The following is an 11,872-nucleotide window of genomic DNA, read 5'->3' as shown; positions in this document are numbered from 1 at the left end:
GGTGTTCAGAGGGACGTTCCGACGAACTCGACCATCTCGAACAGACGCTGGGAGTAGCCCCACTCATTGTCGTACCAGGCCACGACCTTGACCTGGTTGCCGACGACGCGGGTGAGCTCGGCGTCGAAGATCGAGGAGTACTCGCTCATGACGATGTCCGAAGACACGATCGGGTCTTCGGTGTAGCCGAGGATGCCCTTGAGGTCGCCTTCGGAGGCCTGCTTGACAGCGGCGTTGATCTCCTCGGCGGTGGCCTGCTTCTTCGGGCTGAACGTCAGGTCGACGAGCGAGCCGGTGGGCACCGGCACGCGCACGGCGAACCCGTCGAGGCGGCCCTTGAGCTGCGGCAGCACCTCGGCAACGGCCTTGGCGGCGCCGGTGGTCGTCGGCACGATGTTGATCGCTGCCGCGCGGGCGCGGCGCAGGTCCTTGTGGTTGGCGTCGACGAGGTTCTGGTCACCGGTGTAGGCGTGCACCGTCGTCATGAGACCGGCCTCGATGCCGAAGGCATCGTCGAGAACCATCGCCAGCGGTGCCAGGCAGTTCGTCGTGCACGAGGCGTTGGAGATGATGTGCTGGCTCTGCGGGTCATAGGTGCTGTCGTTGACACCCATGACGAACGACCCGTCGATGCCCTTGCCGGGTGCTGAGAGGACGACCTTCGTGGCACCGGATTCGAGGTGGGCTGCGGCGGCGTCGCGGGTGCGGAACTTGCCGGTGGCCTCCACGACGACATCGACTCCGAGATCGCCCCAGTGGATGTCGTGCGGGTCCTTCTCCGCCGAGGCGTGGATCCGGTCGCCGTCGACGGTGAGCGATTCGTCGTCGTATTCGACGGTGCCGGGAAACTTCCGCCACACGGAGTCGTAGCGCAGCATGTGGGCGAGGTGCTTGTTGTCGGTCAGATCGTTGATGGCAACGATCTCGACATCGGTGTCGACTTCGTATGCTTGGCGCAGGAACGAGCGGCCGATTCGGCCGAAGCCGTTGATGCCTACACGAATGGACATTCCGATTCCTCCTGGGGTTCGGCGAGTGCTCCGGTATTCATCCTAGTCACGCTTCACACGCCTCTCCAGGCTCAGCGGGGCGCGGATGTGAAGTTCACATGAACTGTGTCAGGCATCCTCAAGCATGTCCGGTGTCAGGCTCGATTCGGTGTTGGGCACGCCGAGCTCATCGGCCTTCTTGTCCGCGGTCGCGAGAAGCCGGCGGATCCGCCCGGCGATCGCGTCCTTGGTCATCGGCGGGTCGGCCTGCTGCCCGAGCTCCTCCAGCGACGCCTGCTTGTGTTTAAGCCGCAGCTCGCCGGCGTATTTGAGGTGCTCGGGGATCTCGTCGCCGAGGATCTGGAAGGCACGTTCGACGCGTGCGCCCGAGGCGACTGCCGCCCGGGCCGACCGGCGCAGGTTGGCGTCGTCGAAGTTCGCCAGCCGGTTGGCGGTGGCGCGCACTTCCCGGCGCATCCGCCGCTCCTCCCACACCAGGCGGGTGGCCTCGGCACCCATGTTCGTCAGCAGGTCCCCGATCGCCTCGCCGTCGCGGATGACGACCCGGTCGACCCCGCGCACCTCGCGGGCCTTGGCGGAGATCCCGAGGCGGCGGGCCGAACCGACGAGCGCGAGTGCCGCTTCGGGCCCGGGGCAGGTGATCTCCAGAGCTGCCGAACGTCCTGGTTCGGTCAGCGACCCATGAGCGAGGAACGCGCCGCGCCAGGCGGCCTGCGCGTCGGCCAGCGAGCCGTTGACGATCGCCGAGGGCAGTCCGCGCACCGGGCGCAGGCGCCCGTCGATGAGCCCGGTCTGGCGGGCCAGGGCGGCTCCGTCGTTGGCGACGCGGACGAGGTAGCGGCTGCCGCGCCGGATGCCGGAGGCACCGATGACGACGACGTCGGCGGTGTGGCCGAAGAGCGACTTGATCTCTGCACGCAGACGACGGGCGACGATGTTGGTGTCGAGTTCGGATTCGATGACGATGGAGCCGGCGACGAGGTGCAGGGCATTGGTGAAGCGCAGGATCGCTGACACCTCGGCCTTGCGGGCCGAGATGCGGGTGATGGCCACCCGCGCGAGCTCATCCTTGACCTGTGCTGTCAGTGCCATTGCGTCGAGTCCTTTCGATTGTCCACCGCTGCTCACCACTGTTCGTCGACGGTGATGCCAGCGTCAAGCAGCACGTCGCGATAGCAGGCGGCGAGCTTGAGGCTGTCGTGCTGGCTCTGCTTGCGTCCGCGCAGCGACCGGGTCCACAGCCGCGCCGCGAAGAGGCGCTGTGCTTTAGCTTCGAGTTCCGGTTCGGCCCGGGCGGCGTCCTCGTCGACGAGAACATAGTCGAAGCGCAGCCGCGGGGCGTGCGAGTGCAGTGATTCGAGGTGATCGCACAGGCTCAAATCGCGGGTCTCGGCTTTCGCACCGGGCAGGTTGAGGGTCAGGGTGCGCAGTGCATCTGAGGCGAAGATCGCCTCAGCGAGATCCGGGACGAGCAGGTGGGGCATGACGGAGGTATACCAGGAGCCGGGACCGAGGTTGAGGATCTCGGCTGCCCGCACGGCGTCGATCGTCTCAGCGCGGGCGGGCGGGTTGTGCGGCACGAGCCGCACTTCGCGCAGGTGCCCGTCCGTTGCCGCCAGGGCCGACTGACCCTGCACCACCTCGGGCGCGGCATCGGGGGCGAACTGGACGTCGCCTTCGATACGCAGCGGCAGCGACGACATCGGCAACACGCGGCCGTGGGCGCGCAGCAGGCGCGCCATCCAGTCGAGGCCTTCGACGTGGTCTCCGAGGAGCTGCCAGAGAGCGGAGATGAGGAGATTGCCGACCGAGTGGTCGTGCAGCGGGCCGTCGGAGGAGAACCGGCTCTGAATGACATCGCGCCAGACTCGGCCCCATTCGCCGTCGTCGCACAGCGCGGCCAGTGCCATGCGCAGGTCACCGGGCGGCAGGCCGCCGAGCTCTTGGCGCAGGCGACCGGACGAACCGCCGTCGTCGGCCACGGTGACGACGGCGGTGAGGTTCTCCGTCAGCAGCCGGAAAGCGCGCAGCGCAGCGTAGAGCCCGTGGCCGCCGCCGAAGGAGACGACCTGTGGGCCGCCGGTGCTGCGCCGCTGGCGCGCGGCCATGACGAACGGCAGCTCTTCGGTGTGGAGGCGGTGGGCGCTGGGGCTGTCGCTGCGCGAGTCGGGGCGGGAGAATTCTGCGTGCTGACTCATCTACTCGCGTCCCAGGTCGCGGTGGCGCACGGTCACCGATGCGGTCGTGCGCTCGGCCAGCCGGCGGCCGAGTTCCTCGCTCATGGCCACGGAGCGGTGCTTGCCGCCTGTGCAGCCGAGGGCGATCGTCATATGCGATCGATTCTCGTGTTCATAGCCTTCGATGACGACGTCGAGCGCGCCGAGGTAGCGGTCGACGAAGGCGAGGGCGCCGTTCTGCGCCAGCACGTAGTCGCGCACAGGTGCGTCGGTGCCGTTCTGGCCGCGCAGCTGCGGAATCCAGTACGGGTTGGGAAGGAAGCGCACATCGGCCATATGGTCGGCATCGACGGGCACGCCGTATTTGAAGCCGAAGCTCTGCACAGTGATGTGCAGTCGGTGATCGTCGGTGCCGCTCAGCAGGGAGTGCACCTGCGCCCGCAGCTGGTGGACGTTGAGATCGCTAGTGTCGATGAGGATGTCTGACTGGTCGCGCAGCGGAGCGAGCGCCGTGCGCTCTTCGGAGATGCCGTCGATGAGGGTTCCCTCGCCCTGCAGAGGATGGGGGCGGCGCACGGACTCGAAGCGCCGCACGAGGGCGTCATCGGAGGCGTCGAGGAACAGCACCTTGATGTTGAGGCCCTGGGAGCGGTAGGCGCTCAGCGTCTGCTTGAGTTCGGAGAACATCTGCCGGGTGCGCACATCGGTGACGACTGCGACCTTCGGCAGAGAGCCGTCGGCGCGGGCGACGAGTTCGACCAGCGGCGGGATCATCTGCAGCGGCAGGTTGTCGACGACATACCAGTCCATGTCCTCAAGGGCGTTGGCCGCCGTCGAACGGCCGGCTCCGGACATTCCGGTCAGCAGCAGCACCTCGACGTCGTCGCCGGTGCCCTCGATGGCAACCGGTGATGAGGCGTCAGTCATCGGCAGTCCCTTCTGCAGTGGTCTCATCTGCCTCAACAGTATCGGATTCTGCTGCTGGGCTCAGTGTCCGGTGGATCTTCTCCGCCAGGGCAGGACCGATGCCTGGGGCAGCGGTGAGATCGTCGACCGCGGCGGCCCGGATCCGCTTAACGGAGCCGAAGTGCTTAAGCAGCGCCTTCTGCTTGGCCGCCCCGAGCCCGGGGATGCCGTCGAGGGCCGATGAGCGCTGGGCTCGGGTGCGCTTCTGCTGGTGGTAGCGGATGGCGAAGCGGTGGGCCTCGTCGCGGATGCGCTGGAGCATGAAGAGGCCCTCCGAGCCACGCGGGAGGATGACCGGGAACTCATCACCGGGCACCCACACCTCTTCGAGTCGCTTCGCCAGGCCGACGACGGAGATGTCGGTGATGCCGAGATCATTCAGCGCCTGCACGGCGGCGTTGACCTGCGGCAGCGCACCGTCGACGACGAGCAGGCTGGGCCGGTAGCCGAATCGCTCGTCGGGTTCGTCCTCGACGAGGCTCTCGAGGTAGCGGGAGAAGCGCCGGGAGACGACGTCGTACATCGCCGAGGTGTCGTCCCGCGCGGCATCACCGCTGATGGAGAACCGCCGGTAGTCGCGTTTCTTGGCCAGGCCGTCTTCGAATACGACGAGCGAGCCGACGACGTTCTGACCCGACATGTGGGAGTTGTCGATGCATTCGATGCGCAGCGGCGGCTCCGGCAGGTTCAGCGTCTGCTGGATCTCGCTCAGCGCTTCGCTGCGGGTGGTGAGGTCGGAGGCACGCTGCATCTTGTGCCGCATGAGCGCCTGCTCGGCGTTCTTGTGCACGGTGTCGAGCACAGCTTTCTTCTCCCCGCGCTGCGGGACCCGCAGTTCGACTTTCGTTCCGCGCTGCTCGCTCAGCCAGGCCGTGGCCAGCTCGACGTCGCTGGGCAGGGTGTCGAGCAGGATCTCCTTGGGGATCGCGTCGGCATCCATGCCGCTGTAAGCCTGTCGCAGGTAGTCGAGTGTCAGCTCCGCAGGCGTGAGGTCCTGGAGGCGTTCGATGATCCAGCCGCGCTGGCCGCGGATGCGGCCGCCGCGCACATGGAACACCTGCACCGAGGCCTCCAGCTCCTCGACGACCATGGAGAAGACGTCGACGTCGACATTCTGCGACAGCACCACGGCGCTCTTGTCGAGGACCTTCTCAAGCGCCTGGATCTCGTCACGCAGCTCGGCAGCGCGCTCGTAGTCGAGGTTCTGTGCGGCGTCGGCCATCTCGCGCTGTCGGCTGGAGATGAACTGACCGGTGTTGCCCCGCATGAAGTCGGCGATGTTGCGGGCCAGCTGCCTGTGCTCCTCCGGTGTCACCCGGCCGACGCAGGGGGCGGCGCATTTGTCGATGTAGCCGAGCAGGCAGGGTCGGTCGGTCTGCCGGGCACGGCGGAACACTCCGGCGGTGCAGGTGCGCACCGGCCAGGCTTTGAGCAGCAGGTCGAGGGTCTCCTTGATCGCCCACACCTGGGTGAAGGGACCGAAGTAGGTGACGCCCTTCTTGCGGCTGCCGCGGGTGACGAAGGCGCGCGGGTATTCGTCCTGCATCGTGATCGCCAGGTACGGATACGACTTGTCGTCGCGGAACATGACGTTGAATCGCGGGCGGAACTCCCGGATCCACGTCCATTCCAGCTGCAACGCCTCGACTTCGTTGTTGACGACGGTCCAGTCGACCGAGGCTGCGGTGTGGACCATCGTGAAGGTCCGCTGCATAAGCGCGGCTGGGTTGCCGAAGTACGAGTTGAGCCTGGCGCGTAGGTTCTTCGCCTTGCCGACGTAGATGACCCGCCGGTCGGCGTCGCGGAAGCGGTAGACGCCGGGCTGGGTGGGGATCTCACCTGTCGCCGGGCGGTACGTGCTCGGATCCACGGTTATGTCCGGTTAGCGAGCATCTCGGCCAGGAACTGCCCGGTGTAGGAGGACTCGATGGCCGCGACCTCTTCCGGTGTTCCCTCGGCGATGACAGTGCCGCCGCCGCGTCCGCCTTCGGGCCCCATGTCGACGATGTGGTCGGCTGAGGCGATGACGTCGAGGTTGTGCTCGATGACGATGACGGTGTTGCCCTTGTCGACGAGACCCTGCAGCACACCCAGAAGCTTGCGGATGTCCTCGAAGTGCAGGCCTGTGGTCGGTTCGTCGAGCACGTAGACGGTGCGGCCGCGCGAGCGTTTCTGCAGTTCGGCTGCGAGTTTGACGCGCTGGGCCTCACCGCCGGACAGCGTGGTGGCAGGCTGGCCGAGGCGCACGTAGCCCAGGCCGACTTCAACCAGGGTGTGCAGGTGCCGGGCGATGGCAGGGACCGCCGAGAAGAAGTCGGCGGCCTCCTCGATGGGCATGTCGAGCACATCGGCGATCGTCTTGCCCTTGAACTTCGCTTCGAGGGTCTCCCGGTTGTAGCGGGCACCGTGGCAGACCTCGCAGGGGACGTAGACATCGGGCAGGAAGTTCATCTCGATCTTGATGGTGCCGTCGCCGTGGCAGTTCTCGCAGCGTCCGCCCTTGACGTTGAAGGAGAACCGGCCGGGCTGGTAGCCACGGATGCGGGCGACTTCGGTTTCGGCGAAGAGCTTGCGCACGTGGTCGAACACGCCGGTGTAGGTGGCGGGGTTCGACCGCGGCGTGCGGCCGATGGGCGACTGGTCTACGTGGATGATCTTGTCGAGGTCTTCGTGACCGGTGATCCGCTTGTGGCGGCCGGGTACGCGGTTGGCGCCGTTGAGGTCGTTGGCCAGCTGCGTGTAGAAGATGTCGTTGACGAGCGTCGACTTGCCTGAACCGGACACTCCGGTCACGGCGGTGAAGACGCCGAGCGGCAGTGCGACGGTGACGTCCTTGAGGTTGTTCTCACGGGCGTGGTGGACGGTCACCATCTTCTTGCGGTCGATCGGGCGGCGCTGGGTCGGGATCTCGATCTGGCGCTGGCCGCTGAGGTAGGCACCGGTGATGGAGCGCTCGGCCTTCGTGAGGTCGGCGACGGGTCCGGAGTAGACGACCTCTCCCCCGTGTTCGCCGGCGCCGGGTCCGATGTCGACGATCCAGTTGGCGGCCTCGATCGTCTCCTCGTCGTGTTCGACGACGATGAGGGTGTTGCCGAGGTCGCGCAGTTTGAGCAGCGTTTCGATCAGCCGCCGGTTGTCGCGCTGATGCAATCCGATGGACGGTTCGTCGAGGACGTAGAGCACGCCGACGAGTCCGGAGCCGATCTGGGTGGCCAGGCGAATGCGCTGCGCTTCCCCGCCGGAGAGTGTGCCGGCGGTGCGGTCGAGGCTGAGGTATTCGAGTCCGACGTCGAGGAGGAACCCGAGCCGGGCCCGGATCTCCTTCATCACCTGTGCCGCGATCGCCGCGTCACGGCCGCTGAGCTCGAGACCGGTGAGGAATTCGGCGGCCTGGTCGAGGGCCATGGTGGAGACGTCGGCGATCGACTTGCCTGCGATCTTGACGTGCAGCGCCTCGGGCTTGAGGCGGGTTCCGCCACAGGCGGCACACGGCACCTGGCGCATGTAGGACTCGTAGCGTTCCCGGGCGTGGTCGGATTCGGTCTCACCGTGCTTGCGCAGGATGTACTGGAAGACACCTTCGAAACCGGTCGAATAGGTCCGTTCGCGGCCGAACCGGTTCTTGTAGCGGACGTGGACCTGGTAGTCCTTGCCTTCGAGGATCGCCTTGCGGTGGGACTTCTTCAGGTCCTTCCACGAGGTGAACAGGTCGAAGCCGAGTTCATCGCCGAGGCCCTTGAGCAGCCGGTTGAAGTACTTCGCTGTCGTCTTGCCCTTCGACCACGGCGCGATCGCACCTTCACCCAGGGTGAGGTCCTCATCGGGCACGACGAGCGTCTCATCGACCTGCAGCTTCGTGCCGATGCCGTCGCAGACGGGGCAGGCGCCGAACGGTGAGTTGAAGGAGAAGGTGCGCGGTTCGATCTCATCGACGGTGAGCGGATGGTCGTTCGGGCACGACATGTGCTCCGAGAACGTCCGGGTGGTGCCCTCGTCGACGAGCTCGACATCGAGGCGCCCGCCGGCGGTTGCCAGCGCGGTCTCGACGGAGTCGGTGACGCGCTGGCGGATGCCGTCCTTGGCGACGAGCCGGTCGACGACGACGGAGATATCGTGCTTGTACTGCTTCTCCAGCTTCGGCGGATCGGTCAGCTGCACCTGCTCGCCGTCGACGACGGCGCGGGAGAAGCCCTTGGTCTGCAGGTCGGCGAACAGGTCGGCGAACTCGCCCTTGCGCCCGCGCACAAGCGGGGCGAGCACGATGAACTTCGTGCGCTCCGGCAGGGTCAGCAGCTGATCGACGATGTTCTGCGGTGTCTGCCGGGTGATCGGCTCACCGCATTCCGGGCAGTACGGGGTGCCGATGCGCGCCCACAGCAGGCGCAGGAAGTCATACACCTCGGTGATGGTGCCGACGGTCGAGCGCGGGTTCTTCGAGGTCGACTTCTGGTCGATCGACACCGCCGGTGAGAGGCCTTCGATGAAGTCGACGTCGGGCTTGTCCATCTGCCCGAGGAACATCCGCGCGTACGACGACAGCGATTCGACGTAGCGGCGCTGGCCCTCGGCGAAGATCGTGTCGAAGGCGAGGGAGGATTTTCCGGAGCCGGACAGCCCGGTGAAGACGACCATCGAGTCGCGCGGGATGGCGATCTCGACGTTCTTCAGGTTGTGTGCCCGGGCCCCTTTGACCCACAGCGTGTCGAGGTGCGATACGCCGCGGTCGGCCTCTGCATTCGCGGTCTGAGTAGTCACAGTGTGTACTTTAGTTCCCTTCACTGACATCGGTGATTTCAGCGCATCGGGCCGACGTCGAGGATCTCGACGACGACTTCGCCGGCGCTGTCGCTGGCGGCCACGTCGACGCGGGCGGTGATCGCCCAGTCGCGGTCGCCGTCGGGGTCGGCGAGGATCTGCCGGACTCTCCACTCCTCCTCGCCTTCGGTGATCTGCACATAGGCAGAACTCCGGGCGTCGCCATCGATGCGCAGATCGCCGTACTCCTCGTAGAAGTCCTCGATCGCGTTCTCCCACGCCTTGGCATCCCAGCCGGAGTCAGCGTCGAGTTCGCCGAGGTGGTCGTAGGCGGCGCGTTCGGCCAGCAGCACCCGGTGGAACATCGTATTGCGGATCAGCGAGGTGAACCGTCTGCGGTCGGAGCTGAGCGTCTGTGCGGCGGCCGGCAGCAGCGCCGGTTCGTCCTCGTCTCCCCCGCCCGCGGTGCGCAGGGCTTCCCATTCCTCGACGAGGCTGGAGTCGACGCGGGCGATGAGCTCGCCGAGCCAGTCGATGATCTCCTGCAGGCGCTCGTCGACGGCGTCGGCGGGCACGTTCTGCACGAGTGCCCGGTAGACGTCCATGAGGTAGCGCAGCAGTCCGCCTTCGACCCGGGCGAGCCGGTAGTAGGCGACGAACTGCGAGAAGTTCATCGACTGCTCGATCATGTCGGCGACGACCGCCTTGGGTTCGAGCCCGACCTCGCGCACCCAGGGCGAGGTCTCGGCATAGGCGTCGAAGGCGGTTTCGAGGATCTCGGCGTTGGGCTGCGGGTAGGTCAGCTCGTCGAGGATCGCCATCCGCTCGGTGTAGTCGACGCCGTCGGCCTTGAGCGCAGCGAGCTCCTCCTGTTTGATCCGGTCGAGCTGGCCCTTGAGGATCGTGAAGTGCACCGGGGTGGTCGCCTCGATGATCGAGAGCACGTTGAGCGCCCAGCCGTCGCCGTCGCGGTCGAACAGGTCGAGGGCGGCCAGCGCGAACGGCGAGAGCGGCTGGTTGAGTGCGAAGTGGGGGCCGAGGTCGCGCTGCAGGACGTAGCGCACCTCCGGTTCGCCGTCCGGTCCCGAGGCGTCGGTGACCTCCCGGCGGATGACGTCCGAGCGCAGCAGCGCGCGCCCGATCTTGAGCGCTTTGAGGTACAGGTCGATCTTCGCCGCGGCTGTCTCGTGGGTGGCGTCGATGAACCGGCGGATCGTGTGCACGCCGCTGCCGGGCCTGGAGAGCAGGTTGAGGATCGTGGCATGGTTGAGCTGCATGTGGGAGCGCAGCTCTTCGGGCTGGCCGGTCGTGAGCTGGTCGAAGGTCTCTTTGGACCAGCCGACGAATCCGGTCGGCGGCTGCTGCTTGCGGACCTTGCGCCGCTTCTTCGAATCGTCGCCGGCTTTGGCGAGGGCCTTCTGGTTCTCGATGACGTGTTCGGGGGCCTGCGCGACGACGTAGCCGACGGAGTCGTAGCCGGCCCGCCCGGCACGCCCGGCGATCTGCTGGAACTCGCGCACCGTCAGCCGGCGCATGCGCCGGCCGTCGAATTTCGCCAGCCCGGTCAGCAGCACAGTGCGGATGGGCACGTTGATGCCGACGCCGAGGGTGTCGGTGCCGGAGATGATGCGCAGCAGCCCGGCGCCGGCGAGCTGTTCGACGAGCCGGCGGTAGCGGGGCAGCATGCCGGCGTGGTGAACGCCGATGCCGTGGCTGAGCAGGCGCTTGAGGATCTGCCCGAACCCTTTGGAGAAGCGGAAGCCTTTGATCTCTGCGGCGATCGCCTCCCGCTCCTCACGTGAGCACAGGTTGGCGCTGACGATGTTGCCGGCCAGGGTCACGGCCTGGGCCTGGGCGAAGGAGACGATGTAGACCGGTGCACGGTCCTTGGAGATGAGCTGGCGCAGCGTTTCATGCAGCGGCTCCTCCGAGTACCTGTACTCCAGCGGCACCGGACGGGTCGCCGATGTCACGAGGGTGACGTCGCGGCCGGTGAGTTCGCTGAGGTCTGCGCTGATGTGGGACATGTCGCCGAGCGTGGCGGACATGAACACGAACTGGGTCTGCGGCATCTCCAGCAGCGGCACCTGCCAGGCCCAGCCGCGCTGCGGGTCGCCGAAGTAATGGAACTCGTCCATGACGACGAGTTCGACGTCGAGTTCGGCGCCTTCGCGCAGCGCCTGGTTGGCCAGGATCTCAGCGGTCGCGCAGATAATCGGGGCATCGGAGTTGACCGAGGAGTCACCGGTGATCATGCCGACGTTCTCGGCTCCCAGTGCGGCGGTGAGGTCGAAGAACTTCTCACTCACCAGTGCCTTGATCGGGGCGGTGTAGTAGGCGCGGCGGCCGGTGTTGAGGGCGGCGAAGAGCGAAGCGAGGGCGACCATCGACTTGCCGGAGCCGGTCGGTGTCGCGACGATCGTGTGGTCGCCGGTGAGGACGGAGAGGATGGCCTCTTCCTGTACCTCGTAAAGTTCGATTCCCTGCTCAGCGGCGTAATCGGAGAAGGCTGAGAACAGAGTGTCCGGGTCGGCGTGGTCACTCGGTATCTCAGGCAGCGTCGGCACGCATGTCTCCTCTGGGAGTGTGGGGAACGGTCTACCGTACACTCTAACCAGAGATCACCGCCGCCTTATTCCCGCACAGCGGGCCCGTCGAGCAAGGAGACCTGATGGCCGTCTTCGCAGTCCAGTACACCTACAGCTCTGATACCGAAACCCGGATGCAGACCCGCCCGCAGCACCGGACGTGGCTCTCCCGCCTGTTCGACGAGAAGGTGATCCTGGCTGCCGGCCCATTCGACGAGGAGCGTCCCGGTGCCCTGCTTCTCGTGCATGCCGAGTCGCAGGCGGCCGTCGAGGACGTCCTCACCCAGGATCCCTACGCCGAGGCGGGCGTCATCGAGGGTGTGGAGATCCGCCAGTGGACACCGGTCTTCGGACCGTGGGTGCAGGACTGATCCGT

Annotated in this window: 8 protein-coding genes; 1 reads left to right on the top strand and 7 read right to left on the bottom strand. The window is 66.6% G+C overall.

Going from position 1 to position 11,872, the window contains the following annotated elements; genetic code table 11:
- Window positions 1–5: 5 nt before the first annotated feature.
- The 7 genes from gap to M3B11_RS12920 form a co-directional block, all read right to left on the bottom strand.
- Window positions 6–1,010, bottom strand: coding sequence for a type I glyceraldehyde-3-phosphate dehydrogenase (gene gap / locus M3B11_RS12950; RefSeq protein WP_259877858.1), 1,005 nt, complete (start codon window positions 1,008–1,010; stop codon window positions 6–8).
- A 108-nt stretch (window positions 1,011–1,118) separates the two neighbouring features.
- Window positions 1,119–2,102: a DNA-binding protein WhiA gene (gene whiA / locus M3B11_RS12945; RefSeq protein ID WP_259877857.1), complete on the bottom strand. Its 984-nt coding sequence runs from the start codon at window positions 2,100–2,102 to the stop codon at window positions 1,119–1,121.
- Window positions 2,103–2,134: 32 nt separating this feature from the next.
- Window positions 2,135–3,118, bottom strand: a complete 984-nt coding sequence (gene yvcK, locus M3B11_RS12940) for a uridine diphosphate-N-acetylglucosamine-binding protein YvcK (RefSeq protein WP_165884768.1) — start codon at window positions 3,116–3,118, stop codon at window positions 2,135–2,137.
- 90 nt (window positions 3,119–3,208) lie between these two features.
- Complete coding sequence (rapZ, locus tag M3B11_RS12935) at window positions 3,209–4,114, bottom strand: RNase adapter RapZ (protein WP_165884767.1); 906 nt, start codon at window positions 4,112–4,114, stop codon at window positions 3,209–3,211.
- Window positions 4,107–6,023, bottom strand: coding sequence for an excinuclease ABC subunit UvrC (gene uvrC, locus M3B11_RS12930; protein ID WP_259877855.1), 1,917 nt, complete (start codon window positions 6,021–6,023; stop codon window positions 4,107–4,109). Before uvrC ends, rapZ begins: the two co-directional genes overlap by 8 nt.
- Window positions 6,024–6,025: 2 nt before the next feature.
- Window positions 6,026–8,938 (bottom strand): excinuclease ABC subunit UvrA, encoded by a 2,913-nt coding sequence (uvrA, locus tag M3B11_RS12925; protein WP_396121585.1) that lies wholly within the window; start codon window positions 8,936–8,938, stop codon window positions 6,026–6,028.
- 8 nt (window positions 8,939–8,946) lie between these two features.
- A complete protein-coding gene (locus M3B11_RS12920; protein ID WP_170274146.1) occupies window positions 8,947–11,475 on the bottom strand; it encodes an RNA helicase in 2,529 nt (842 codons plus the stop codon).
- A gap of 104 nt (window positions 11,476–11,579) precedes the next feature.
- Here M3B11_RS12920 and M3B11_RS12915 point away from each other — a divergent pair, with 104 nt between their 5' ends.
- A complete protein-coding gene (locus M3B11_RS12915; RefSeq protein ID WP_102160237.1) occupies window positions 11,580–11,867 on the top strand; it encodes a YciI family protein in 288 nt (95 codons plus the stop codon).
- Window positions 11,868–11,872: the final 5 nt, after the last annotated feature.

Origin of the sequence: Brevibacterium sp. p3-SID960 (assembly GCF_025144725.1) — a bacterium.
Classification (GTDB): Bacteria; Actinomycetota; Actinomycetes; order Actinomycetales; family Brevibacteriaceae; genus Brevibacterium.
Note: the sequence above shows the minus strand (reverse complement) of the source record. Positions and strands in the feature narration are given on the sequence as shown.

What these genes read in the sequence shown, in the direction of transcription:
- rapZ (WP_165884767.1), bottom strand. Translation starts at nt 4,114, where the DNA reads ATGACTGACGCCTCATCACCGGTTGCCATCGAGGGCACCGGCGACGAC.
- yvcK (WP_165884768.1), bottom strand. Translation starts at nt 3,118, where the DNA reads ATGGCCGCGCGCCAGCGGCGCAGCACCGGCGGCCCACAGGTCGTCTCC.
- uvrA (WP_396121585.1), bottom strand. Translation starts at nt 8,938, where the DNA reads ATGTCAGTGAAGGGAACTAAAGTACACACTGTGACTACTCAGACCGCG.
- whiA (WP_259877857.1), bottom strand. Translation starts at nt 2,102, where the DNA reads ATGGCACTGACAGCACAGGTCAAGGATGAGCTCGCGCGGGTGGCCATC.
- gap (WP_259877858.1), bottom strand. Translation starts at nt 1,010, where the DNA reads ATGTCCATTCGTGTAGGCATCAACGGCTTCGGCCGAATCGGCCGCTCG.
- M3B11_RS12915 (WP_102160237.1), top strand. Translation starts at nt 11,580, where the DNA reads ATGGCCGTCTTCGCAGTCCAGTACACCTACAGCTCTGATACCGAAACC.